This window comes from Pseudomonas sp. NBRC 111131, from assembly GCF_001320525.1.
GTDB lineage: Bacteria > Pseudomonadota > Gammaproteobacteria > Pseudomonadales > Pseudomonadaceae > Aquipseudomonas > Aquipseudomonas ceruminis.
The window spans coordinates 131,166-155,766 of record NZ_BCBH01000001.1 but is presented as its reverse complement, the minus strand read 5'-3'; the positions used below and the strand labels follow the sequence as shown (position 1 = coordinate 155,766).

General features: G+C 60.8%; 26 protein-coding genes. 8 read left to right on the top strand and 18 right to left on the bottom strand.

The features are described 5' to 3' along the window. The first annotated feature begins 29 nt into the window (after positions 1–29). From APH34_RS00730 to APH34_RS00720, 3 genes are all read left to right on the top strand, one after another. On the top strand, positions 30–623 hold the full coding sequence (locus APH34_RS00730) for a phosphoheptose isomerase (protein ID WP_012274070.1): 594 nt from the start codon (positions 30–32) through the stop codon (positions 621–623). Continuing rightward, on the top strand, positions 620–1,198 hold the full coding sequence (locus tag APH34_RS00725; RefSeq protein ID WP_054899255.1) for a BON domain-containing protein: 579 nt from the start codon (positions 620–622) through the stop codon (positions 1,196–1,198). Before APH34_RS00730 ends, APH34_RS00725 begins: the two co-directional genes overlap by 4 nt. A gap of 103 nt (positions 1,199–1,301) precedes the next feature. Next, positions 1,302–1,520: a YgdI/YgdR family lipoprotein gene (locus tag APH34_RS00720; RefSeq protein ID WP_054899254.1), complete on the top strand. Its 219-nt coding sequence runs from the start codon at positions 1,302–1,304 to the stop codon at positions 1,518–1,520. Between the two features lie 45 nt (positions 1,521–1,565). On the opposite strand, the gene APH34_RS00715 is transcribed toward APH34_RS00720, so the two are convergent. The 7 genes from APH34_RS00715 to rplM all read right to left on the bottom strand — a co-directional run bounded on the left by APH34_RS00715 (position 1,566) and on the right by rplM (position 6,431). Then, entirely contained in the window at positions 1,566–1,997 is a 432-nt protein-coding gene (locus APH34_RS00715; protein WP_054899253.1) for a ClpXP protease specificity-enhancing factor, read from the bottom strand. Between the two features lie 10 nt (positions 1,998–2,007). After that, positions 2,008–2,631 carry a glutathione S-transferase N-terminal domain-containing protein gene (locus APH34_RS00710; RefSeq protein ID WP_054899252.1) on the bottom strand — a complete coding sequence of 208 codons (624 nt, stop codon included), beginning with the start codon at positions 2,629–2,631 and terminating at the stop codon, positions 2,008–2,010. Between the two features lie 117 nt (positions 2,632–2,748). After that, positions 2,749–3,528, bottom strand: coding sequence for a cytochrome c1 (locus APH34_RS00705; RefSeq protein ID WP_054899251.1), 780 nt, complete (start codon positions 3,526–3,528; stop codon positions 2,749–2,751). Beyond that, the gene (locus tag APH34_RS00700; RefSeq protein WP_054899250.1) at positions 3,528–4,739 is read right to left on the bottom strand and encodes a cytochrome bc complex cytochrome b subunit; all 1,212 of its coding nucleotides are present in this window, start codon (positions 4,737–4,739) and stop codon (positions 3,528–3,530) included. The genes APH34_RS00705 and APH34_RS00700 overlap by 1 nt, the downstream gene beginning before the upstream one ends. Continuing rightward, entirely contained in the window at positions 4,739–5,332 is a 594-nt protein-coding gene (petA, locus tag APH34_RS00695) for a ubiquinol-cytochrome c reductase iron-sulfur subunit (RefSeq protein WP_054899249.1), read from the bottom strand. Before petA ends, APH34_RS00700 begins: the two co-directional genes overlap by 1 nt. A gap of 263 nt (positions 5,333–5,595) precedes the next feature. Continuing rightward, complete coding sequence (gene rpsI, locus APH34_RS00690) at positions 5,596–5,988, bottom strand: 30S ribosomal protein S9 (RefSeq protein ID WP_054893989.1); 393 nt, start codon at positions 5,986–5,988, stop codon at positions 5,596–5,598. A gap of 14 nt (positions 5,989–6,002) precedes the next feature. Next, on the bottom strand, positions 6,003–6,431 hold the full coding sequence (gene rplM, locus APH34_RS00685; RefSeq protein WP_008097538.1) for a 50S ribosomal protein L13: 429 nt from the start codon (positions 6,429–6,431) through the stop codon (positions 6,003–6,005). Positions 6,432–6,689: 258 nt separating this feature from the next. Here rplM and APH34_RS00680 point away from each other — a divergent pair, with 258 nt between their 5' ends. Both APH34_RS00680 and APH34_RS00675 read left to right on the top strand, forming a co-directional pair. Further along, positions 6,690–7,730, top strand: a complete 1,041-nt coding sequence (locus APH34_RS00680; protein ID WP_054899248.1) for an NADP(H)-dependent aldo-keto reductase — start codon at positions 6,690–6,692, stop codon at positions 7,728–7,730. Positions 7,731–7,984: 254 nt separating this feature from the next. Further along, positions 7,985–8,905: a GlxA family transcriptional regulator gene (locus APH34_RS00675; RefSeq protein WP_176514917.1), complete on the top strand. Its 921-nt coding sequence runs from the start codon at positions 7,985–7,987 to the stop codon at positions 8,903–8,905. Between the two features lie 81 nt (positions 8,906–8,986). On the opposite strand, the gene zapE is transcribed toward APH34_RS00675, so the two are convergent. The 3 genes from zapE to APH34_RS00660 all read right to left on the bottom strand — a co-directional run bounded on the left by zapE (position 8,987) and on the right by APH34_RS00660 (position 12,177). Continuing rightward, positions 8,987–10,081: a cell division protein ZapE gene (gene zapE, locus APH34_RS00670; protein WP_054899247.1), complete on the bottom strand. Its 1,095-nt coding sequence runs from the start codon at positions 10,079–10,081 to the stop codon at positions 8,987–8,989. Between the two features lie 85 nt (positions 10,082–10,166). Further along, complete coding sequence (locus tag APH34_RS00665) at positions 10,167–11,516, bottom strand: tryptophan--tRNA ligase (protein WP_054899246.1); 1,350 nt, start codon at positions 11,514–11,516, stop codon at positions 10,167–10,169. 25 nt (positions 11,517–11,541) lie between these two features. Beyond that, positions 11,542–12,177: an alpha/beta hydrolase gene (locus APH34_RS00660; protein WP_054899245.1), complete on the bottom strand. Its 636-nt coding sequence runs from the start codon at positions 12,175–12,177 to the stop codon at positions 11,542–11,544. Between the two features lie 136 nt (positions 12,178–12,313). Here APH34_RS00660 and APH34_RS00655 point away from each other — a divergent pair, with 136 nt between their 5' ends. Further along, positions 12,314–12,751, top strand: a complete 438-nt coding sequence (locus APH34_RS00655; RefSeq protein ID WP_054899244.1) for a YhcB family protein — start codon at positions 12,314–12,316, stop codon at positions 12,749–12,751. A gap of 127 nt (positions 12,752–12,878) precedes the next feature. Here the strand turns inward: APH34_RS00655 and APH34_RS00650 are convergent, their stop codons facing one another. Continuing rightward, a complete protein-coding gene (locus APH34_RS00650; protein WP_054899243.1) occupies positions 12,879–14,075 on the bottom strand; it encodes a methionine gamma-lyase in 1,197 nt (398 codons plus the stop codon). Between the two features lie 127 nt (positions 14,076–14,202). On the opposite strand from APH34_RS00650, the gene APH34_RS00645 reads away from it, so the two are divergent. Then, entirely contained in the window at positions 14,203–14,682 is a 480-nt protein-coding gene (locus APH34_RS00645) for an Lrp/AsnC family transcriptional regulator (protein ID WP_054899242.1), read from the top strand. A 147-nt stretch (positions 14,683–14,829) separates the two neighbouring features. Here the strand turns inward: APH34_RS00645 and cysN are convergent, their stop codons facing one another. The 3 genes from cysN to APH34_RS00630 form a co-directional block, all read right to left on the bottom strand. Next, positions 14,830–16,731 (bottom strand): sulfate adenylyltransferase subunit CysN, encoded by a 1,902-nt coding sequence (gene cysN, locus APH34_RS00640; protein WP_054899241.1) that lies wholly within the window; start codon positions 16,729–16,731, stop codon positions 14,830–14,832. Positions 16,732–16,747: 16 nt separating this feature from the next. After that, positions 16,748–17,665, bottom strand: coding sequence for a sulfate adenylyltransferase subunit CysD (gene cysD / locus APH34_RS00635; RefSeq protein ID WP_054899240.1), 918 nt, complete (start codon positions 17,663–17,665; stop codon positions 16,748–16,750). A gap of 223 nt (positions 17,666–17,888) precedes the next feature. Then, complete coding sequence (locus APH34_RS00630; protein ID WP_054899239.1) at positions 17,889–18,647, bottom strand: Nif3-like dinuclear metal center hexameric protein; 759 nt, start codon at positions 18,645–18,647, stop codon at positions 17,889–17,891. A gap of 168 nt (positions 18,648–18,815) precedes the next feature. Between APH34_RS00630 and algW the strand changes: the two genes are divergently transcribed. Beyond that, positions 18,816–19,976, top strand: a complete 1,161-nt coding sequence (algW, locus tag APH34_RS00625; RefSeq protein ID WP_054899238.1) for a Do family serine endopeptidase AlgW — start codon at positions 18,816–18,818, stop codon at positions 19,974–19,976. Between the two features lie 185 nt (positions 19,977–20,161). On the opposite strand, the gene APH34_RS00620 is transcribed toward algW, so the two are convergent. The 4 genes from APH34_RS00620 to APH34_RS00605 form a co-directional block, all read right to left on the bottom strand. Continuing rightward, positions 20,162–20,926, bottom strand: a complete 765-nt coding sequence (locus APH34_RS00620) for an amino acid ABC transporter ATP-binding protein (RefSeq protein WP_054899237.1) — start codon at positions 20,924–20,926, stop codon at positions 20,162–20,164. 10 nt (positions 20,927–20,936) lie between these two features. Next, on the bottom strand, positions 20,937–22,034 hold the full coding sequence (locus tag APH34_RS00615) for an amino acid ABC transporter permease (RefSeq protein ID WP_054899236.1): 1,098 nt from the start codon (positions 22,032–22,034) through the stop codon (positions 20,937–20,939). Between the two features lie 10 nt (positions 22,035–22,044). After that, the gene (locus APH34_RS00610) at positions 22,045–23,223 is read right to left on the bottom strand and encodes an amino acid ABC transporter permease (RefSeq protein WP_054899235.1); all 1,179 of its coding nucleotides are present in this window, start codon (positions 23,221–23,223) and stop codon (positions 22,045–22,047) included. 67 nt (positions 23,224–23,290) lie between these two features. Next, complete coding sequence (locus APH34_RS00605) at positions 23,291–24,319, bottom strand: amino acid ABC transporter substrate-binding protein (protein WP_054899234.1); 1,029 nt, start codon at positions 24,317–24,319, stop codon at positions 23,291–23,293. Positions 24,320–24,601: the final 282 nt, after the last annotated feature.

Sequence of the window (24,601 nt, the reverse complement as noted above, 5' to 3'; positions counted from 1 at the left end):
CCGGCCACCGCCCCACTTAAGGTCACCAGATGGACATGCAATCCCGAATTCGCCGGCTGTTCCAGGCCAGCATCGACACCAAGCAACAGGCAATGGACATCCTGGCACCGCACATCGAGCAGGCCAGCCTGGTCATGGTCAATGCGCTGCTCAACGAGGGCAAGATGCTCGCCTGCGGCAACGGCGGCTCCGCCGGCGATGCCCAGCATTTCTCTTCGGAGCTGCTCAACCGCTTCGAGCGCGAGCGCCCGAGCCTGCCGGCAATCGCCTTGACCACCGACAGCTCGACGCTCACCTCGATCGCCAACGACTACAGCTACAACGAGGTTTTCTCCAAGCAGATTCGCGCCCTGGGCCAGCCCGGCGATGTACTGCTGGCGATTTCGACCAGCGGCAATTCGGCCAACGTGATTCAAGCGATCCAGGCGGCACATGATCGCGAAATGATTGTCGTAGCATTGACCGGACGTGACGGCGGCGGTATGGCTTCGCTGCTGCTGCCCGAAGACGTGGAAATCCGCGTACCGTCGACGGTCACCGCTCGTATCCAGGAAGTCCACCTGCTGGCGATCCACTGCCTGTGCGATCTGATCGACAGCCAACTGTTCGGGAGTGAAGAATGATCCCCAAGCGCCTCGGCCTGATGGCCTTGACCCTGTGCCTGAGCGTTACCGGTTGCAGCTCGGTACTGACCTCGACCCGCAATTCACCGATCGAGGACGATCGTGGCACACGCACCATCGGCAGCAAGATCGACGACTCGCTGATCGAAACCAAGGCGGCGGTCAATATCGCCAAGGCCAACCCTGATCTGGACAAGGGTTCGCATATTGTCGTCAGCAGCTACAACGGCATCGTCCTGCTCGCCGGGCAAACCCCGCGCGCCGACCTCAAGAGCCTGGCCGAACAGACCGCCAGCCAGGTACAGCGGGTGAAGAAGGTGCATAACGAGCTGCAGGTCATGCAGCCCTCCTCCATCCTCGCGCGCAACAACGACGCCTGGCTGACCACCAAGATCAAGGCGCAGATGCTGACCGACAATGCCGTGCCCAGCTCACGCATCAAGGTAATCACCGAGAACGGTATCGTCTACCTGCTCGGCCTGGTGACACAGCAGGAAGCCAACTCCGCCACCGCCGTAGTTCAGGGTGTGTCTGGCGTGCAGAAGATCGTCAAACTGTTCGAATACATCGACTGATTCGAGTGATGGCCGTACTGGCATGCTCATGGCCTAGACCGCGAATGGGCCAGTACAGGCCTCACCCACAGCTCCACCCTTTCAGAACCTCAGGAAACATCGCATGAAAAAGCTTCTGCTGCCTGCGCTGCTCGCCGGCGCCTTCGCTACTTTGGCCGGCTGCTCCACTCCAAGCCTGATCATCCTTAACGATGGCCGCGAAATCCAGGCTGTCGACGCACCGCACTTCGAGAAAAAAACCGGCTTCTACGAGTTCCAGCAGCTTGATGGCAAACGCACCCGCATCAATAAAGACCAGGTGCGCAGCATCAGCGACCTGTAATTTCAGGCCCGCAAAAAAAGGCGACCCTTGCAGGTCGCCTTTTTTTTACTTGACCACTTTCAGGCTCGGTCGGCCACTTGGACGCGGCGGCTGGCCGCCCCCTTCGGGCGGACCATTGTCATCAGGCTCTAGGCCTTCTTCCTCCAGTTCTTCGCCTTCTGCCAACGGCGGCTCAAGCTCGAAGACCATACCCTGGCCATTCTCGCGGGCGTAAATGCCGAGAATGGCACCTACCGGTACGAACAACGAATGGGCGACGCCACTGAAGCGGCCCTCGAAGCTCACCGCGTCGTTGTCCATGTGCAGGCTGCGCACGGCACTGGGGGAAATATTCAGGACGATCTGGCCATCACTGGCGAAACCTTGCGGCACCTGGACTGCCGGGAACTCGGCGTTGACCAGCATATGGGGCGTGCAATCGTTGTCGACGATCCACTCGTACAGTGCTCGAACCAGATAGGGGCGACTGGAGTTCATCAACGGCTCCTTAAAGCTTGCGCATTTCACGTTCAACGGAGGACAGGCTTGCCAGAAACGGCTCGCGGGTGAACTGTCGCTCCATGTAATCCAGCAGCGGCTTGGCCTGCCGCGGCAATTCGATACCCATGACCGGCAAACGCCAGAGTATGGGCAATAGACAACAATCAACCAGGCTTTGCTCATCGCTCATGAAGCAGGCGAATTCGTTGAACAATGGCGAGACGCCGGTCAGGCTCTCGCGCAGTGCCTTGCGCGCCTCGGCACGCGCGGCATCACTGCTGCGCGGGTCGAGCACGGTATCCGCCAACGAACACCAGTCACGCTGGATCCGATGCACCAGCAAGCGGCTGTTGCCACGTGCTACCGGATAAACCGGCATCAGTGGCGGATGTGGGTAACGCTCCTCGAGGTATTCCATCACCACGGTCGACTCATACAACGCCAGGTCACGATCGACCAGGGTCGGCACGCTGCCGTAAGGGTTCACTTCAACCAGTTTGGGTGGCAGGCGATTAGGATCGACATCGATGACCTGCACGCTGATACCTTTCTCGGCGAGAACCAGGCGTACCCGATGAGAATAATGGTCAGCGGGGTCGGAATAGCAGGCTAACCTGTTGGTCGCGCCCATGTAGCGCCTCCTCGCAAGGGATGCTTGTGAAACTGTAAATGAAAACGCGCCCGGGGCACCCTAGCAAGATCGCTAGGGTGCCCCGGGCGCGTTCAACAACCAGAAACTACTGCGTGATCAGTGCACGTCCTTCCAGTATTCGCGCTTGAGCAAGTAGGCAAATATGAAGAAGAAAGCCAGGTACAGCAACACATAGGTACCGATGCGCTGGCTTTCCAGTTTGACCGGGTTGGCCGAATAGGCCAGGAAGGTCACCAGGTTCTTGACCTTCTCGTCGAACTGCTCGGCCGTCAGGGTACCGGAATTCGGCGTGATGGTCAGCTGGTCGCAGGCCTCATGCGTCAGCGGGCTGCCAGTCAAAGGGTCGAATTGCTTCTTGCCATCGACCACCATCTGCACCTGCTTGCAACCAATGACCTGGTTGCCTTGCAGGCCAACCAGCACGTTGGGCATGCCAACGTTCGGGAACACCTTGTTATTCACCCCATAAGGGCGCGACGGGTCCTCGTAGAAGCTGCGCAGGTAGGTGTACAGCCAATCGGTGCCGCGCACGCGGGCGACCAAGGTCAAGTCAGGAGGCGCAGCACCGAACCAGGTCTTGGCATCACTGGGCTTCATGCCGATGTTCATGTGGTCCCCGATCTTGGCACCCGTGAACACAAGGTTCTCGAGCATCAGCTCATGGGGGATGCCCAGGTCATCTGCAACACGCTCGTAACGCTGGAACTTGGCGCTGTGGCAGCCCATGCAATAGTTGGCAAAGGTCCGCGCCCCATCCTGCATGCCCGCCTTGTCGGTGAGGTCGATATCGACTTTGTCCAGCTCCTGGCCATGTTCGGCCGCGAAGGAAAAGGCAGGCATCACTGCCAGCAAAAATACTGCAATCAACTTTTTCATCAGCCAGTCACCCTTTCCGGAACCGGTTTGGTCTTCTCAAGCCTTGTGTAGAACGGCATCAGCAGGAAGTAGGCGAAGTACAACACCGTGCACACCTGCGACAACAAGGTGCGCCCAGGCGTAGGTGCCAGTACCCCCAGAACACCGAGGATGATGAAGGCTATGCAGAACACCAGCAGGAAGACCTTGCTGAGCCAACCCTTGTAGCGCATCGAGCGCACCGGGCTGCGGTCGAGCCATGGCAACACGAACAGCACCGCGATCGCAGCACCCATGGCGATTACGCCGAACAGCTTGTCGGGCACGGCACGCAAGATCGCGTAGAACGGCGTGAAGTACCAGACCGGCGCAATATGCTCAGGTGTCTTGAACGCGTTAGCCTGCTCGAAGTTGGGTTTTTCCAGGAAGTAACCGCCCATTTCCGGGAAGAAGAACACCACCGCGCAGAACACGAAGAGGAACACCACCACGCCGACAATGTCTTTGACGGTGTAGTACGGGTGGAACGGAATACCGTCGAGTGGGATGCCGTTTTCATCCTTTTTCTTCTTGATGTCGACGCCATCCGGGTTGTTCGAACCCACCTCGTGCAAGGCCAGGATGTGCAGCACGACCAGGCCGAGGATCACGATGGGCAGGGCCACGACGTGCAGTGCGAAGAAGCGGTTCAGGGTAATGCCCGAAATCAGGTAGTCGCCACGAATCCACTGGGTCAGGTCATCGCCAATCACCGGAATGGCACCGAACAGCGAGATGATCACCTGTGCCCCCCAGTACGACATCTGCCCCCAAGGCAGCAGATAACCCATGAAGGCCTCAGCCATCAGTGCCAGGTAGATCAGCATGCCGAACAGCCACACCAGTTCGCGCGGCTTCTGGTAGGAGCCGTAGAGCAACCCACGGAACATGTGCAGGTAAACCACGATGAAGAATGCCGAAGCACCGGTGGAGTGCAGGTAGCGCAGAATCCAGCCGTACTCCACATCACGCATGATGTACTCGACCGAGGCGAAGGCCTCTTCTGCCGAAGGCGTGAAGCTCATGGTCAACCACACGCCGGTGACGATCTGGTTCACCAGTACCAGCAGGGCGAGGGAGCCGAAGAAATACAGGAAGTTGAAGTTCTTGGGCGCGTAATACTTGCTGAGGTGGTCTTCCCACATTTTGGTGGCGGGGAAGCGAGCGTCAATCCAGTCCATGAACTTGCTCATCATGCTTTCTCCTGGTCGACGCCGATGACAATGATGTCATCCGACTCATAAGAGTGCGGCGGCACTGGCAGGTTGAGAGGCGCCGGCTGAGACTTGTAGACGCGCCCGGCCAGGTCGTAGTGTGAGCCGTGACACGGGCAGAAATAGCCACCCACCCATTTGGGGCCAAGGTCGGCAGGTGCGACCTCCGGGCGGAAGGTCGGCGAGCACCCAAGGTGCGTACAGAGGCCGACGAGAATGAGGATTTCCGGCTTGATCGAACGAACCTCAGGGTCGACGTAGGTCGGTTGTACCGACGCTTTCGATTCTGGGTCGGAGAGCTCTGCGGTGAGTTTCTTGAGGTTACCGAGGATTTCGTCCGTTCGCCGCACGATAAACACAGGTTGGCCGCGCCACTCAGCGACCATCTGCTGCCCAGGCTCGACCTTGGCAATGTTGACCTTCACCGGTGCACCAGCGGCTTTCGCCTTGGCACTGGGAAACCATGACCCCACGAACGGTACCGCAGCCCCCACTGCCCCCGCCGCCCCGACCACGGATGTCGCGGCTACGAGGAAGCGGCGCCGGCCTGCGTTGACGCCGTCATTGCTCATTCAGTCCTCTCCCATCAGCTTGCTTGGCCTGTTGAACCAGGCCTGTACTTAGGTTATGTCTGTGGCACTAAAAGTTGGCCGCCATGGTAAGAAACAAGTCCACACACTGACAAGGTGATTACCCCAGGTACGGGCTAGAACCCTCGCTTTGCTTGATCTGCGTCTATGCGACGAGCTGCCACGGACATGCTGACAGGTTAGTTCAAGACATAAAAAAAGCCCGGTTCCAAAGGAACCGGGCTTTTTCGACTGCCGAAGCGGTATTAACGCTTGGAGTACTGAGGACGCTTACGCGCTTTACGCAGACCCACTTTCTTACGCTCGACTTCACGAGCGTCGCGGGTGACGTAGCCAGCACGACGCAGAGCGCCACGCAGGGTTTCGTCGTATTCCATCAGAGCGCGGGTGATACCGTGACGGATCGCACCGGCTTGACCGCTGACACCACCACCGGCAACGGTGACGTAGATGTCGAACTTCTCAACGGTCTCGGTCAGCTCCAGCGGCTGGCGAACAACCATGCGAGCGGTTTCGCGGCCGAAGAAGGTGTCCAGAGGACGGTTGTTGATGGAGATGTTACCAGTACCCGGACGCAGGAAAACGCGAGCGGTTGCGGTCTTGCGACGGCCAGTGCCGTAATTTTGAGTCGCCGACATAATGAACTATCCCGTTAGATCTTCAGTTCTTGAGGCTGCTGAGCAGTGTGTGGGTGAGCAGCACCCGCGTACACTTTCAGCTTGCGGTACATGTCGCGACCCAGCGGGTTCTTAGGCAGCATGCCTTTGACCGCGGTTTCGATAACACGCTCAGGGGCCTTGGCGATCAACTTCTCGAAGTTGATTTCCTTGATACCGCCCGGGAAGCCGGAGTGGGAGTAGTACATCTTGTCGGAAGACTTGGCGCCAGTTACACGGATTTGCTCGGCGTTGATGACGACGATGTAGTCGCCGGTGTCAACGTGAGGGGTGTATTCTGGTTTGTGCTTGCCACGCAGACGGCTAGCGATTTCGGTAGCCAGACGACCCAGGGTCTGGCCAGCGGCGTCGACTACGAACCACTCGCGCTTTACTGTTTCCGGTTTAGCAGTAAAAGTTTTCATTCTCTAAAGCCTCAGAGGCCGCCCAGCGAAAAATAGACGGCGAATCTTACTGGATAGTGCACAGCTTGCCAAGGGCAAGCGCGCAGCCGAACACAGACGCTTTTGGGGGCTCGGGTCGGGCACGCCAATGTTCGACGGGGTTCTTCCTGCGTGGTGGTGCATCACTTCCGCCACACGGAGAGGGGCCGAATTATCCAGATTGCGCGAAAAATTTCAACCTGCTTTTATGGGCTTCTTTTGCCAAGGAGACACTTCCCGATGGAATACCGCAAGCTCGGCCGTACCGACCTCGACGTCAGCGCCCTGTGCCTGGGCACCATGACCTGGGGTGAGCAGAACGACGAGGCCGAGGCCTTCACCCAGATCGCCCTGGCCAAAACCCACGGCATCAACTTCATCGATACCGCAGAAATGTACCCGGTCCCTCCCCGCCCAGAGACCTACGCTGCCACCGAACGCATCATCGGCAACTGGTTCCGCCAGCATGGTGACCGCGATGACTGGGTCCTCGCCAGCAAGGTCGCAGGCCCAGGCAACGGCATCAGCCATATCCGCGACGGCCAGCTCAAGCACAACCGCCAGCACATCGTCGCCGCGCTGGATGAAAGCCTCAAGCGCCTGCGCACCGACCGCATCGACCTGTACCAGTTGCACTGGCCCGAGCGCAGCACCAATTTCTTCGGCAAGCTGGGCTACCAGCACCTGGCCAATGACCTGTTCACTCCCTTGGAAGAAACCCTCGAAGTCCTGGACGAACAGGTGCGTGCCGGCAAGATCCGCCACGTTGGTTTGTCCAACGAAACGCCGTGGGGCACCATGAAGTTCCTGCAACTGGCCGAAACCCGTGGCTGGCCGCGCGCGGTGTCGATCCAGAACCCGTACAACCTGCTCAACCGCAGCTTCGAGGTGGGCCTGGCGGAGGTGGCGATCCGCGAGCAGTGTGGGCTGCTTGCCTACTCACCGCTGGCGTTCGGCATGCTGTCGGGCAAATACGAAAACGGCGCCCGCCCCGAAAAGGGCCGCCTGACACTGTTCAGCCGTTTCTCCCGCTACTCCAACCCGCAAACCGTGGCCGCCTGCAGCCGCTATGTGCAACTCGCCAAGGCCCATGGCCTGGACCCGGCGCAGATGGCCCTGGCGTTTGTCACCCGTCAGCCATTTGTGACCAGCAACATCATCGGTGCGACCGACCTGATGCAACTGGAGAGCAACCTCAGAAGTGCTGAGCTGAACCTGAGCGATGAGTTGCTTGCTGCCATCGAGGCGATCCATCAGGAGCAGCCCAATCCGGCGCCTTGAGCCGAACCAGCGCCGACTGGTTCGCGGGTAAACCCGTCCTAGCAAGGCCTGCGGCCCCTATGGCCGCGGGTTTACCCACGAACAGGGCAGCTCGATGCTGCGGGGTAGACACAATCGCCAAAAAATAAGACGATCCAGCCGGTGATTGACCACTCTACCCTATAAGAACAATGACAATGATGTTTACCCAACCCTCGGCGTCGCTGCGGCGCGTCAGCATCCTGGCCATTGACAAAGTGTTTGCATCAACACTGATGCAGGCCAAGGATTTCTTCCACCTCGCCAGCCTGCGCTACAGCAAGCAGTTGGGCCTGGGCGTGCAGCCCATGTTCGACATCAGCCTGGTGAGCCCGGACGGTCAACCCGTGGACAGCTTCAGCCATGTTCAGCTACCGGTCGACGGTGGCCTGGACGATGCTGACGTGATCATCCTGCCGGCTTTCTGGGAAGACTTCGACAACCTGCTGGCACGTTATCCACAGGTCCTGCCGTGGCTGCGCGAGCAGCATGCCCGCGGCGCGGTGTTGTGCGCCGAAGCCAGCGGGGTGTTCTGGCTGGCAGAGTCCGGCCTGCTCGACGGCAAGGAGGCGACCACCTACTGGCGTTTCTTCGCCAGCTTCGCCGAGCGTTTCCCGAAGATTCGTCTGAACCAGGACAAGCACCTGACCGATGCCGACAACCTCTATTGCGCTGGCGGCACCACCTCGGCCTGCGACCTGTACATCTACCTGATCGAGCGCTTCTGCGGCGCCAACGTGGCCCGCGCCGTGGCCCGCGACATCCTCTACGAAGTGCAGCGCAACTACACGCCGGGGCGAATGGGCTTTGGCGGGCAGAAGCTGCATCAGGACTTGATCATCCTGCAGATCCAGCATTGGCTGGAGGAACACTTCGCCGACAAGTTCCGTTTTGAGGATGTGGCCCGGAACCACGGCATGAGCATCCGCAACTTCATGCGTCGCTTCCAGGGTGCGACCGGCGACAAGCCATTGCATTACCTGCAGCGGCTACGGATCGAAACGGCCAAGGGGTTGCTGTCGAGTACGCGCAAGAGCATCAAGACCATCAGTTATGAGGTCGGCTACGACGATGCCAGCTTCTTTGCACGGTTGTTCCGCCAGCATACGGAGCTGTCGCCGAACCAGTATCGGCAGCAGTTCATGCAGGAAGCCTGACAGGCTTCCTGGCGGCAACAAAGAGCAAAAAAGCCAAAGCCGACCGCAGCCTGCTTTGGCTTTTTCGTGAAACTTGGCCCCTTAGGGCTTGTGTGCGCGCGACAGGAATTCGTGCGACTGCATTTCCAGCAACCGGCTGAGGGTACGCTGGAACTCGAAGCTCAACCGCCCGCCGGTGTACAGGTCTTTGAGCTCCACCTCGGCCGAGATGATCAGCTTGACGTTGCGGTCGTAGAATTCATCGACCATGTTGATGAAGCGTCGGGCAATATCGTCGGTGGTGACGCCCATCTGCTCGACGTTGCTCAGCAACACGGCGTGGAAGATCTTGCCCAGCTCGATGTAGTCGTTCTGACTGCGGGGGCCGTCGCACAGCGCGCGGAAGTCGAACCAGGCGACATCGTCGCAGGTGCGCAGGGCATGGATCGGCCGGTTCTCGATCATCAGCACGTCGTTGTCGACGGCCTGGGTGCATTCTGGCGTCAGCGCCTTGAAGCTCGCGCGCATGCTTTGCTCGGCCGCCTCGTTGAGCGGGTAGTGGAACAATTCGGCCTGCTCCAGGTGGCGCAGGCGATAGTCGACCCCGCTGTCGACGTTCACCACGTCGGTGTATTGCTTGATCATGGCGATGGCCGGCAGGAACCGCGCACGCTGCAGGCCGTCCTTGTACAGGCCGTCAGGGACGATGTTGGAGGTTGCCACCAGCGATACGCCGTTCTTGAACAGCTCTTCCATCAAGGTGCCAAGGATCATGGCATCGGTAATGTCCGAGACAAAGAACTCGTCGAAGCAGATGACCTTGGCCTCTTCGCTGAACCGCTTGGCGATGATGGTCAGCGGGTTCTTTTCACCCTTGAGGGTTTTCATCTCTTCGTGGACGCGCTTCATGAAGCGGTGGAAGTGCGTGCGCATCTTCTGCTTGAACGGCAGCGCCTCGAAGAAGGTATCGACCAGGTAAGTCTTGCCGCGGCCTACCCCGCCCCAGAAATACAGGCCCTTGACCGGCGTCTGTTCCTTCTTGCCGAACAGCTTGCCGAACACGCCCGGCTTGTTGTTCTGCGCAGCGATCAGGTCGTCGTAGAGACGCTGCAGGTGACGCACTGCAGTTTCCTGCGCCGCGTCATGGAAGAAGTCGGGACGTTTCAGATCTGCTTGATATCGTTCTAGGGGCGTCATGATTTCGTTAGCGAGGCAACAAAAAACGGGCCGTCACTGTAGCGACCGGCCCGCTTAATGGCAATCAGACTTGCGTCAATATGCCTCAGTCCTGCTGTGGAGCCAGGGCCTCACGCAGGCTTTGAATGGCCGCATCACGCGCCTCAGCGCTGTCGAACTGCGGCCCGTCGGCAACTTGCTCGCCGCCCAGCCACAGGCCAAAACCCAGGCCCTCGACGCGCACATCGGCTTCACCGCCCTGCTGCAATTGCTTGCTCACAGCGCCAGCACTCTTGCCGTCGGCGAAGCGGCGCGACAGCAGCAGTTGCTCGCCATCGGCGGCCAGCAGACGGAACCGGAAGCTGCCGTCTTCATCGCGGAAGCTGACGAAACGCGCACTCTTGACGGCCTTCTTCTTCACTTCGGTACTGGCCTGCACGCTGCTGCGGAACGAGCGCAGGCCAACGGCTTCGCGCAGTTGCTCGAGGAACGGCGTGGCAATCTTGCGGGCCTTGGCGGCACCGGCCAGCAGGATGTCCTCCAGGTCCGAAGGGCGCGAAATCAGCTGATGGTAGTGCTCGCGCTTCTCGGCGAGCTGGCCGTCGAGCAGTTGGAACAGACGCTGCTTGGCCTCGCCCCAACCCAGACCCTGCAGCAGTTCTTCGCGGAACTCAGCGCACTGCGCCGGTGTGGAGAACGCCTGGAACAGGGTGAACAGGTGGGCATTGTCCGGGTCCTTCGCTTCGCCAGGGGCGCGCGAGTCGGTGACGATGCGCGAAATGGCGTCCTTCATGTCCTTGGCGGTGGTGAACAGAGGGATGGTGTTGTCGTAGCTCTTGGACATCTTGCGACCATCCAGGCCCGGCAAGGTGGCAACACTTTCCTCGATCACCGCCTCAGGCAGGGCGAAGAAGTCCTTGCCCTGGCCGAACAGGTGGTTGAACCGCTGGCCAATGTCACGGGCCATTTCCACGTGCTGGATCTGGTCACGACCGACCGGCACCTTGTGCGCGTTGAACATCAGGATGTCCGCGGCCATCAGCACCGGGTAGCTGTACAGGCCCATGGAAACGCCGGCGTCCGGGTCTTCGCCGTTTTCGAGGTTTTTGTCCACCGACGCCTTGTAGGCATGCGCACGGTTGAGCAGACCCTTGGCGGCAACGCAGGTCAGCAGCCAGGTCAGCTCCGGGATTTCGGGAATGTCGGACTGGCGGTAGAACGTTACCTTTGCCGGGTCCAGGCCACCGGCCAGCCAGGTGGCGGCGATTTCCAGGCGCGAGCGCTGGATGCGCAGCGGATCGTCACACTTGATCAAGGCGTGGTAATCGGCCAGGAAGTAGAACGAGTCGGCACCAGGCTGTTGACTGGCGAGGATCGCCGGGCGAATGGCGCCCGCGTAGTTGCCCAGGTGCGGGGTGCCGGTGGTGGTGATACCAGTGAGAATGCGCGTGGTCATGGGTGTTCGCTTATTCAGGCTTGGCTCAATTCGAAAGGCGCGGCAGCAGCAGATCTTTCAGATCGGTCAGCTTGCCATGGAAGAAGTGACCGCATTCTGCCACTTTCAGCAGCTCATGGGGGCGCGACAGCGCGTCGGACCAGTCGTAAACGAGCTGGGGAGCGACGACTTCGTCGGCGTCAGGCTGGACAACGGTGATCGGACAACGCTGCGGCAGCGGGAACGCCCCGCTCAGGCGCATCACCGCTGGGGCGATCATGAACAAATGTTGCAGCGCGCCCCCGGCGCTTTCCAGGCGCCCGGCCAGGCTGGTGGCGACAAACCCACCAAAGGAGAAGCCCATCAGTACCAACGGCAAGGCCGGGTGCTTCTCGCGCAACCAGGCTGCGGCGGCCTCGGCATCGGCCACTTCACCGGCGCCCATGTCGTGGCTGCCGGCGCTCTGGCCGACACCGCGGTAGTTGAAACGCAAGGTCACGTAGCCTGCGTCCCGGGCCGTGCGCTGCAGGGTCGAGACCACCTTGTTGAGCATGGTGCCGCCCTGAACCGGGTTGGGGTGGCAAATCAGCACCGCACCGCGGGCATCGGCCACGTCCAGGTACAAGGCTTCCAGCTGGCCCACTGGGCCATCGATGAACAAGGGGGTTTCGCGGACAAGCAAGGCACTAACTCCGTGACCTCGAAGGGGGTCGATTCGTCTAGGTGAGGAATTCTGTTCTGATTTGCGATCGCTCGCGGTATACAGCGCAGGTCTGAGCCGTTAACGTAAAGCAAAGCCGTTTATAGAGGAAGGACTCGTGGAACTCTCGCTCCTTGTTTGGTTGTTGCCAACCCTGGCCCTGGTCATCGGTGTGGCGGTCGGTTTCATCGTAGCCCGCCTGCTGCCCAATGCCGCGCCGAGCAGCACCCAACGCCAGCTGGACGATATCCAGCAGCGTTTCGACACCTATCAGAATGAAGTGGTCACCCACTTCAACAGCACCGCCGTGCTGGTCAAGAAGCTGACCCAGAGCTACCAGGATGTCCAGGATCACCTTGCCGAAGGCGCCAACACGTTGGCCCTCGACGACGTGACCCGTCAGCGCCTGCTGGCTGCCCTGCACTCCGAGTCGGCCCAGGCGCCACGTGACCGCCTCACACCGCCCAAGGATACCGCCGAAGTGCCACGGGACTATGCGCCGAAGTCGCCAAACTCGCCGGGCATGCTCGACGAGAGCTACGGGCTCAAGCGTTGACCCGCTGACCATGAAAAAGGCCTCGCAAGAGGCCTTTTTTGTGGGTCGGATTCACTGGCCTCTTCGCGGGCCAGCCCGCGCCCACACGCGCTTGCGCTGCGCGCGGCGAAGCGGCCAGCCAGGCGACCTAACTGCAGACCTGCAGTGCCTGCTCGACATCCGCCAGCAGGTCCTCGATATCCTCCAGCCCCACCGACAATCGCACCAGCCCCTCCGATATGCCGTGCTGCGCCCGCTCCTGCGGTGTATAGCTTGAATGGGTCATGCTCGCCGGGTGCTGCGCCAGCGATTCTGCATCACCTAGGCTCACCGCCCGGGCAAACAGCTGCAGGCCATTCATGAAGCGTCGCCCAGCCTCAATGCCCCCCTGGAGCTCGAAAGCAATCATCCCTCCCGGCAAACGCATCTGCCGCTGTGCCAGTGGGTACTGGGGGAACGACGGCAACCCGGGGTAGTGAATAAGCTCCACCTGCGGCTGCCGTGCGAGGAACTGCGCCACCTGCAAGGCGTTGGCACAATGCCGGTCCATGCGCAGCGCCAGGGTCTTGAGCCCGCGCATCAGCAGCGCCGCGTCATGTGGCGACAGCACCGCCCCGGTCATGTCTTTCAGCCCTTCAAGGCGAATGCGGTCGACCAGCGCCTTGCGCCCCACCACCAGACCCGCCGTGATATCACCATGGCCACTGAGGTACTTGGTGGCCGAATGCACCACCAGGTCCGCCCCCAGCTCCAGTGGTCGCTGCAGGTACGGCGTGCAGTAGGTGTTGTCGACCACCACCAGTACGTCATGCCCCCGCACTGCCTCGGCCACCGCGGCGATGTCCACCAGGTGCATGTTGGGGTTGGCCGGGGTTTCGAAGTAGATCATCCGCGTTTTGCCGTTGATCGCCGCTTTCAGAGCCTTGGCATCGTTGAGGTCGACATGGCGAATCTTGACCCCGAATTCGCCAATGCCGTGGTGCAGGAAAGCGAAGGTGCAGCCATACAAGGTGCGCCCGACAATCAGTTCATCGCCGGGCCGCAGCAGGGTCCAGATGGTCGAGGTAATCGCGCCCATCCCCGAGGCCAATGCCAACCCGGCCTCACCGCCCTCCAGCGAAGCCATGCGCTGCTCCAGCAAAGCCAGTGTGGGGTTGGAGATGCGGCTATAGAAATGTCCAGCCTCCTCCCCGGCGAAACACGCAGCGCCGTACTCGACAGTAGGGAAGGCATAGGTAGCGGTCTGGTACACCGGTGGCACCAGGGCACCGCCATGGGAAAGCGGGTCGTAGCCATGGTGGATGGCACGGGTGGAAAAACCGGTGTTGTTATCGGAGCCGCGCATGGCAACAGCCTCTGGTGGTTTGTTATAAGCTTATGCCACCGAGCTGCCTGATTCATTTCAAACTCGCACACGCAAATGGCCACTTTTTGGAACAAAACCAATAAATAGCCGAACAGGAGGGCAAGACATGCCCGCAAGCCTCGACCGCACCGACCGCGCCCTGCTCGCCGCCCTGCAGGACAACGCCCGCCTTACTGTTTCCGAACTTGCTGACCAGGTTGCCCTGACCACCTCCCCCTGCTGGCGACGGATCAAGTTGCTGGAAGACAACGGGTTCATCACTGGATACCAGGCCATCCTCTCGCCCAAGTCGCTTGGGTTTGGCGTGACCGCGTTCGTCAGCATCATGATGGATTCGCACACCAAGGACATGGCGCAGGCGTTCGAACAACGGCTAATGGAAATTCCCGAGATTGTCGCTTGCCACAACATCTCCGGGCGCTATGACTTTTTGCTGGAGATCCTGGCGCGGGACCTGGAATCGTTCGGGGAATTTACCCGGGAAGTGCTACAGCGTTTGCCCGGGGTGAAGGAAATCTACTCAAGTTTTTCCTATAAGGCGGTGAAGGAAAGGCGGGTGATTCCGGTGTCGGAAACGCATATTTGAACCCGCTTTGCCTGAGGAGCTAGCCCTAGGTCGTGCGCCAACTCGAAGCACGGCGCGTCGTTGCACCACGCGCAAGCCTCGGTCAAAAATGCGCCTTTCAAGAACGAAAAACCCCGCCGAAGCGGGGTTTTTCCTGCAGGCTAGCGCTTAGATCGCACCGCGCTGACGCAGCACATCCAGCACCTGCTTCACACCTTCTTCGACGCTGGTGCGCTGAGTATCGATCACCAGGTCAGCATCCAGCGGTACATCGAACGGGAAGCTTTCGCCCGGGATGTTCTCGCCACCGGCAGCGTACAGGCCTTGCGGGTCGCGCTCACGGCAAGCCAACGGCGAGGCCTGAACGTAAACAGTCACCAGGCGCTCCTTGCCGATCAGCGCCTTGGCCTGCTCGCGACCTTCGGCGTCAGGGGCCACGAACGCTGCCAGGGTCAGCAGGCCGGCTTCGTTGAACTGGCGCGCCACATGAGCGGCGCGGCGCCAGTTTTCGGTGCGGCCGGCGCGGTCCTGCGGCAAGCCCTTGTTCAGGTCGTGGCGCAGGTTCTGGCCGTCGAGCACGTATACCGCTCGGCCCATGTCGAACAGCTTGCGCTCAACGGCATAGGCCAGGGTGCTCTTGCCTGCGCCGGACAGGCCGCTGAACAGCACGGTGGCAGGCTGCTGACCGAAGCGCAGGGCGCGCTCTTCGGTGGAGACGTGGGCTTGCTTGCCATGCTGGCCGGTGCTGCCGTGCGGCAGTACCGGCGGTGCGATGATCATGCCGGCGCCAACGGTGCCGTTGGTCAGTCGATCGATAACGATGAACGCACCGGTGGTGCGGTTGCTGTCGTAACCGTCCAGGGCAATGGCGGCGTCCAGGGCAACCTTGACGCGGCCGATCTCGTTCAGTTGCAGTGCGCTGGCAGCGCCCTGCTCCAGCGTATTCACATCGACCTTGTGAGTGATGCTGGCAATCGAGCCCGGCACATAGCTGGTGGCACGCTTGATGTCGTACTTCTTGCCAGGAAGCATCGGCTCCTCGGCCATCCACACGAGCATGGCGTCAAACTGGTCGGTTACCGGCGGTACGTTGTCGGCATGCACCAGCAGGTCACCCCGGGAGATGTCGATCTCGTCTTCCATGGTCAGGGTCACGGCCTGGCCTGGGCCGGCGTTCTCCAGCTCACCTTCGTAGGTGACGATGGACTTGACCCGGCTGCTCTTGCCCGACGGCAACACGACGATGTCATCACCCTTGTGCACCACGCCGCTGGCGATGGTGCCGGCAAAGCCGCGGAAGTTCAGGTTCGGACGGTTGACGTACTGCACCGGGAAACGCAGGTCAGTGAAGTTGCGGTCGGCCGCCACTTCCACGGTTTCGAGGATTTCCATCAGCGCAGGGCCGGTGTACCACGGCGAACGCTCGCTGCGGTTGACCACGTTGTCGCCCTTGAGCGCCGACATCGGCACGAAGTGCAGGCTGCTCGGCGTCAGGTTGATGGCTTCGGCGAACTTCAGGTAGTCGGCCTTGATTTCCTCGAAGACGCCTTCATCGAAGCCTTTGAGGTCCATCTTGTTGATCGCGACGACGATGTGCTTGATGCCCAGCAACGAGGCGATATAGCTGTGGCGGCGGGTCTGGGTCTGCACACCGTAGCGGGCATCGACCAGGATGATCGCCAGGTCGCAGGTCGAAGCGCCGGTGGCCATGTTGCGGGTGTACTGCTCGTGGCCCGGGGTATCGGCGATGATGAACTTGCGCTTGGCGGTGGAGAAGTAGCGGTAGGCGACATCGATAGTGATGCCCTGCTCGCGTTCGGCCTGCAGGCCGTCAACCAGCAACGCCAGGTCGACTTCTTCGCCGGTGGTGCCGGACTTCTTCGAATCACGGGTGATGGCCTCGAGGTGGTCCTCGTAGATCATCTTCGAGTCGTGCAGCAGGCGCCCGATAAGGGTGCTCTTGCCGTCATCCACGTTGCCGCAGGTAAGGAAACGCAGCAGTTCTTTACGCTCGTGCTGAGCCAGATAAGCGAGGATGTCTTCGCTGATCAAATCGGATTGGTGCGACATGGAGTAACCCTGAAAATTAGAAGTAGCCCTGACGTTTTTTGTCTTCCATGGAACCGGCGCCATCGTGGTCGATGACTCGGCCCTGGCGCTCGGAAGTGCGCGTCAGGAGCATTTCCTGAATGATGTCTGTCAGCGTCTCGGCTTCGGACTCGACAGCGCCCGTCAACGGGTAGCAGCCCAGGGTACGGAAACGCACCTTCTTCTTGACGATGCGTGCTTTCTCTTCCTCGGAGAGGTGCTCGAGGATGCGCTCGTCGTCGATCATGATCAGGGTGCCGTTCTTCTCGATGACTTCACGCTCAGCGGCGAAGTACAGCGGCACGATCGGGATACCTTCGAGGTAGATGTACTGCCAGATGTCCAGCTCGGTCCAGTTCGACAGCGGGAAGACGCGGATCGACTCGCCCTTGTTGACCTTGCCGTTGTACACGTTCCACAGCTCGGGGCGCTGGTTCTTCGGGTCCCAGCGGTGCTTGCTGTCCCGGAACGAGTAAACGCGCTCTTTGGCCCGCGACTTCTCTTCGTCGCGGCGCGCGCCACCGAAGGCGGCGTCGAAACCATGCTTGTCCAGTGCCTGCTTGAGGCCCTGGGTTTTCATGATGTCGGTGTGCTTGGAGGAGCCATGGGTGAATGGGTTGATGCCCTGCGCCACACCCTCGGGGTTGACGTGGGTGATCAGCTCCAGGCCCATTGCCTCGACCATCTTGTCGCGGAAGCTGTACATCTCCTGGAATTTCCACTGGGTGTCGACGTGCATCACCGGGAACGGCAGTTTGCCCGGGAAGAAGGCCTTGCGCGCCAAGTGCAGCATTACGGCGGAATCCTTGCCGATCGAGTACAGCATCACCGGGTTGTCGAACTCGGCGGCCACCTCGCGGATGATGTGGATGCTCTCCGCCTCCAGCTGTTTCAAGTGCGTCAGTTTGTCGACCATGGCTACTCACGAAAAACGATCTTATGGACGGCCAGCGGGCCGTGTTCGAGCGAGTCACTTTATCACAGCGGGTGATTCTATTTAGGAGGCGGGATAGATCGAAACAATCTAACGATATGACTGGGGGTTTGGGCCAGCGTGTCCGCTCTCTTCGCGGGTAAACCCGCCGCTACAGGGGCCGCGCGGCCCCGGTAAGCGTGCCCGCGAAGAAGGCAACACCGATTCAGATCGGGTTCGGACAGTCGATGAACAGGTGCTCAACGGCAAACCGCCGCGCCAGGTAATCGCCCAACGCCTGCACCCCATAGCGCTCGGTGGCATGATGCCCGGCGGCAATGAAGCTGACCCCATTCTCGCGTGCGCTGTGATAGGTCTGCTCGGACGCTTCACCGGTCAGGTACAGGTCCACCCCGCCCGCTATCGCGGTGTCGATGTAACCCTGCCCGCCGCCGGTGCACCAACCGATTCGGCGGATCATGTCGTCACCTTCGACCAACAACGGCTCACGCCCCAGGACTTCCTGCACGCGCCGGGCGAAATCCCGTGCGGTCATCGGCTCGGCCAGAGAGCCGACCAGCCCGACCACCTTGGGGTTCTCTGGGTCCAGCGGCCCTTCGACAATGATCTCCAGCTGCCGCGCCAACTGCACGTTGTTGCCCACCTCCGGGTGCACGTCCAGCGGCAGGTGGAACGCCAACAGGCTGATATCGTTGCTCAGCAAGGTTTTCAGGCGGCGCTGTCGAATGCCGGTGACGCACGGATTCTCGCCCTTCCAGAAGTAACCATGGTGCACCAGCACCAGGTCGGCCTCAGCCTCGACGGCGGCGTCCAACAGGGCCTGGCTGGCCGTTACACCGCTGACTATACGGCTGACCTGCGGCCGGCCTTCGACTTGCAGACCGTTGGGGCAATAGTCCTGGATCTTCGCACTGCCCAGGTAGCGCTCGGCTTCCTCGACCAGGGTGGTTAGAGCGACGGCCATGAAAATCTCCTCGAAAACTGCGCTTTTCTCGGGCACAACGCTTAGCGAACGCCCGTATAATGCCGGCCATTATGGGCCGTCGCCGGCACTGGGGGAACCGGTGTATGATCGCGCGCGTTCATGCCCCACTGCGCGGCCGCTGGCCTGTGCTCTTTCCAGGATTCATTCATGTTCAAGGCGTTGCGTTACTTTGGCTGGCCCCTGCTCACCGGCGTACTGATCGCCATGCTGATCATCCAGCGCTTCCCGCAGTGGGTCGGCCTGCCCAGCCAGGATGTCAACCTGCAACAGGCGCCACAGACCACGCAGATCATGCAGGGCCCGGTGTCCTACGCCGACGCCGTGACGTTGGCCGCCCCGGCGGTGGTCAACCTGTACACCACCAAGGTAGTGAACAAGAACGCCCACCCGCTGTTCGAAGACCCGCAGTTCCGCCGCTTCTTCGGCGATAACCTGCCCAAGCAGCGGCGCTGGGAGTCGAGCCTGGGTTCGGCGGTGATCATGAGCCCTGAAGGCTACCTGCTGACCAACAACCACGTCACCAGCGGCGCCGACCAGATTGTGGTTGCGCTCAAGGATGGTCGCGAAACCCTGGCGCGGGTGATCGGCAGCGACCCTGAGACCGACCTCGCGGTACTGAAGATCGACCTCAAGAACCTGCCGGCGATCACCATCGGCCGCTCCGACAACATCCACATCGGTGACGTCACGCTGGCCATCGGCAACCCCTTCGGCGTTGGCCAGACCGTCACCATGGGCATCATCAGTGCCACTGGCCGCAACCAGCTGGGTCTGAACAACTACGAAGATTTCATCCAGACCGACGCCGCGATCAACCCTGGCAACTCCGGCGGTGCACTGGTCGATGCCAACGGCAACCTGGTGGGCATCAATACCGCGATCTTCTCCAAGTCGGGCGGTTCACAGGGCATTGGCTTCGCCATCCCGGTCAAACTGGCCCTGGAGGTGATGAAGTCGATCGTCGAGCATGGCCAGGTGATCCGTGGCTGGCTGGGCATTGAAGTTCAGCCTTTGAGCCAGGAGCTGGCTGAATCGTTCGGCATGCAGGGCCGCCCAGGGATCGTAGTGGCGGGGATTTTCCGTGACGGGCCGGCGCAGAAGGCAGGCTTGCAGTTGGGTGATGTGATCCTGAGCATCAATGGCGAACCGGCAGGTGATGGGCGCAAGTCGATGAACCAGGTGGCGCGGATCAAGCCCAACGAGAAGATCACCATCGAGGTGGTGCGCAATGGGCAACAGCTGAAGCTGGTGGCCGAGGTAGGGCTGCGCCCACCGCCAGCCCCGGCGGCGACTCAGGAAGAAAAGTAAAGACCGCGGTGTTGCGAGCCAGGCCTAGGGCTGGCGCAGCGGGAGCACCCTCGTCGCTTGCAAACGATGCTGGCACCGGCGTCGCCGGTGTTCGCGGGGCAAGCCCGCTCCCACATCAAGCAGGGTTAGCCTTGCGCTTTGGATCGGCTGGCCGGCGATTGGGCCGCTAAGCGGCCCCGCCTGCATCAATGCAGGATCTGGCTCAGGAACAACTTGGTCCGGTCACTGCGCGGCCGGTCGAAGAAATCATCCGGCGCCGCCTGTTCCACGATCTCCCCCTTGTCCATGAAGATCACCCGGTTCGCCACGGTCCGGGCAAAGCCCATTTCGTGGGTTACGCAGAGCATGGTCATGCCGTCCTCGGCCAACCCCACCATGGTATCGAGCACTTCCTTGACCATCTCCGGGTCGAGCGCCGAGGTCGGCTCGTCGAACAGCATGATCTTCGGCTTCATGCACAGCGCCCGGGCAATCGCCACACGCTGCTGCTGGCCACCGGACAACTGCCCGGGGAACTTGTGCGCCTGCTCGGGAATACGCACACGCTCCAAGTAGTGCATGGCGATCTCCTCAGCCTTGCGCCGCGGCATCTTGCGTACCCACATGGGCGCCAGGGTGCAGTTCTCAAGGATGGTCAGGTGGGGGAACAGGTTGAAGTGCTGGAACACCATGCCCACCTCACGGCGGATCGCCTCGATCTGCTTGAGGTCGTTGGTCAGTTCCACGCCATCGACCACGATGCGCCCCTGCTGGTGCTCTTCCAGGCGGTTGAGGCAGCGGATGGTGGTGGACTTGCCCGAGCCGGACGGCCCGCACAACACAATACGCTCGCCCTGACGTACGTTCAGGTTGATGTCCTTGAGCACATGGAACTGGCCATACCACTTGTTCACGCCCTGCATCTGGATGATGCCTTCGGGGCCGGCAGGCTGCTTGATCGCTTCACTCATATAGAAACTCCTAACGCTTGTGGCCAGTGTCCAGCTTGCGCTCCAAGTGCATGGAGTAGCGGGACATACCGAAACAGAAAATCCAGAACACCAGGGCAGCGAACACATAGCCTTCAGTGGCCATGCCCAGCCAGGCCGGGTCGGCAGCGGCTTGCTTGACGCTGTTGAGCAGGTCGAACAGGCCGATGATGATCACCAGGCTGGTGTCCTTGAACAGTGCGATGAAGGTGTTGACGATGCCGGGGATCACCAGCTTGAGCGCTTGCGGCAGAATCACCAGGCCCATCGAGCGCCAGTAGCCCAGGCCCATGGCTGCGGCCGCTTCATACTGGCCCTTGGGGATGGCCTGCAGGCCGCCACGCACCACTTCGGCAACGTACGCCGACTGGAACAGGATCACGCCGATCATGGCCCGCAGTAGCTTGTCGAAGCTCATGCCTTCGGGCAGGAACAACGGCAGCATCACCGACGACATGAACAGCACCGTGATCAGCGGCACGCCGCGCCAGAACTCGATGAAGGTCACACACACCACCTTCACTGCCGGCATGCGCGAACGCCGCCCCAGTGCCAGCAGGATGCCCAGCGGCAAGGCGCCGACAATGCCCACCGTGGCAATCACCAGGGTAAGCATCAGACCGCCCCACTGGCTGGTTGCGACGTTCTGCAGACCAAAGCTGCCGCCGTGCAGCAGCAGGTAGGCCAGGATCGGGTACAGCACCAGGAAGCACAGGCCATACGCCGCCTTGCGCGGGAAGCGCCTGATGAACAGCGGCGCCGCGCCGAGCACCGCCAGCCACACGGTCAGGTCTACACGCCAGCGCAGTTCCACCGGGTAGTAGCCATACATGAACTGGCCGAAACGCTGCTGCACGAACACCCAGCAGGCCCCCTCCTTGGTGCAGTCGGCACGGGTGGTGCCGACCCAGTTGGCATCGATGAACGCCCACTGCACCAGTGGCGGTACGATCAGCCACACCAGGTACACGGCGAACAGGGTCAGCAGGGTGTTGAGCCAGCTGGAGAACAGGTTTGCACGCATCCATGCGAGCACGCCGACGGTCTTCACCGGTGGCGGCATGTCAGGTTTGAAAACATGGGCATTCACGGGCGTATCCTCACCGCTCGATCAGCGCGATGCGCTTGTTGTACCAGTTCATCAGCAGCGAAATGCTGATGCTGATGGCGAGATAGACACTCATGGTGATGGCGATCACCTCGATGGCCTGGCCGGTCTGATTGAGCACCGTCCCGGCGAACAGCGACACCATCTCCGGGTAGCCGATACCGGCGGCCAGCGAGGAGTTCTTCGCCAGGTTCAGGTACTGGCTGGTCAGCGGCGGGATGATCACGCGCAGCGCCTGGGGGATGATCACCTTGCGTAGGGTCGGGCCTTCACGCAGACCGAGCGAACGGGCGGCCTCGGTCTGGCCGTGGCTGACCGAACGAATACCCGAACGCACGATTTCTGCGATGAACGCAGCGGTATAGATGGTCAGCGCCAGGGTCAGCGCCAGCAGCTCGGGGATCAGCACCCAGCCGCCAACGAAGTTGAATCCTTTGAGTTGCGGTACTTCCCAATGCACGGGGTTGCCGAACACCAGCACACAGGCGCCGAGGATGCCGATGAACAGCGCAAGCCCCACCCAGAACGTGTGAAACGGTTGACCGGTTTCGTTGAAGCGTTTGTTGGCCTGGCGCACCATCACCACAACCGCGACGATCGCCAGGGCCAGGGCAATGACGAACGGCCAAAAGCCGTCTGCCATGGAGGCCCCCGGCATGTTCAGGCCCCGGTTGCTGATGAAGAAGGTGTCGTTGACGTTGATGCTGCCCCGTGGCCCCGGCAGGGTCAGGAATACCGCGAAGTACCAGAACAGGATCTGCAACAGTGGCGGGATGTTGCGGAACGTCTCGACATACACCGTCGCCAGCTTGTTGATCATCCAATTCGGTGACAACCGCGCCACGCCGATGATGAAACCCAGGACCGTAGCCAGGATCACACCGATGAAGGTCACCAGCAGGGTATTGAGCAAGCCGATGACGAACACCCGTGCATAGCTGTCGGACTCCACATAAGGAATCAGGTGCTGGGCGATGCCGAAGCCGGCACTGCGGTCGAGAAAGTCGAAGCCAGAGGTAATCCCCCGGTGTTGCAGGTTGGTCTGCGTATTGTGAAACAGGTACCAGCCCAAACCCACCACAAGGACGATCGTGAGGATCTGGAACAGCCACGCGCGCACACGTGGATCGCTCAGGGAAGGCCCCTTTTGTGCGCCGATTCGATTTTGCATGAAGTGCCCCGGACAGTAGGGATTCGAACAGCCTGCGGCGGCGGGATGCCGCCGCAGGGTGCAGCTATCAGCGCACCGGTGGTGCGTACTGGATGCCGCCGTTGTTCCACAGGGCGTTCATGCCACGGTCGATCTTCAGATCAGTGCTCTGGCCCAGGTTCTTCTCGAACACTTCGCCATAGTTACCCACTTGTTTGACGATCTGCACTACCCAGTCCTTGGGCAGTTTGAGGTCCTTGCCGTACTCACCGTCAGCGCCCAGCAGGCGGGCATTGTCCGGGTTCTTGGTAGACTTGGCCTCGGCCTCGACGTTCTTCGAGGTGATGCCCGCCTCTTCGGCGTTGAGCATGGCGAACAGGGTCCACTTGACGATGCTGAACCACTCCTCGTCGCCCTTGCGCACCACAGGGCCCAGCGGCTCCTTGGAGATGGTTTCCGGCAGTACCACATAGTCGGTCGGTGCGGCCAGCTTGGACCGCTGGGCGAACAGCTGCGACTTGTCCGAGGTGAGCACGTCGCAACGGCCGGATTCCAGGGACTTGGCGCTTTCGTCAGAGGTGTCGAAGGTGATCGGCGTGTATTTCAGGCCATTGGCGCGGAAGTAGTCGGACACGTTCAGTTCGGTGGTGGTACCGGCCTGGATACAGATGGTCGCGCCATCGAGCTCCTTGGCGCTGGACACGCCGAGCTTCTTGTTGACCAGGAAGCCGACGCCGTCATAGTAGGTGACACCGGCGAACACCAGGCCCATGCCAGCGTCACGCGAGCTGGTCCAGGTGGTGTTGCGCGACAGCACATCGACTTCGCCGGACTGCAGGGCGGTGAAGCGTTCCTTGGCGTTGAGCTGGCTGAACTTGACCTTGGTGGCGTCGCCGAACACTGCGGCGGCCACGGCGCGGCAGACATCGGCGTCGATACCGACGATGGTGCCTTTGGCATCAGGTACCGAGAAGCCTGGAAGACCGTCGCTCACGCCACACTGGACGAAGCCCTTCTTCTTCACCGCATCGAGCGTGGCGCCGGCCTGGGCATTGCTCACCGCGCCCAATGCGGCGGCAGCGGTGAGGACTGCCAGGGTGGTTTTCAACATCTTCATTCACAACCTCCAAATCGCTCTTGTTGTACCGAGCCGGAATTGCACCGCACCCTTATGAGGCGCATCCGACCCGTGCTGGCTTGTTATTGGGTCAATTGGCGCAATGGGCTGTTCTATGACAGCCTTCACTCGCAAAGGGTGTTACCGTCTGGGTTTATCCCTTCGCGTCGAAGGTTCCATAGCAAAGCGCGTACCACACTCGAAGGCTGTAGCGTTTAAGCAGTCGTCAAGTAGCAAAAGTTGTATTGTTGCGACATTCTTTTTCTGACAATTAATTCCAAC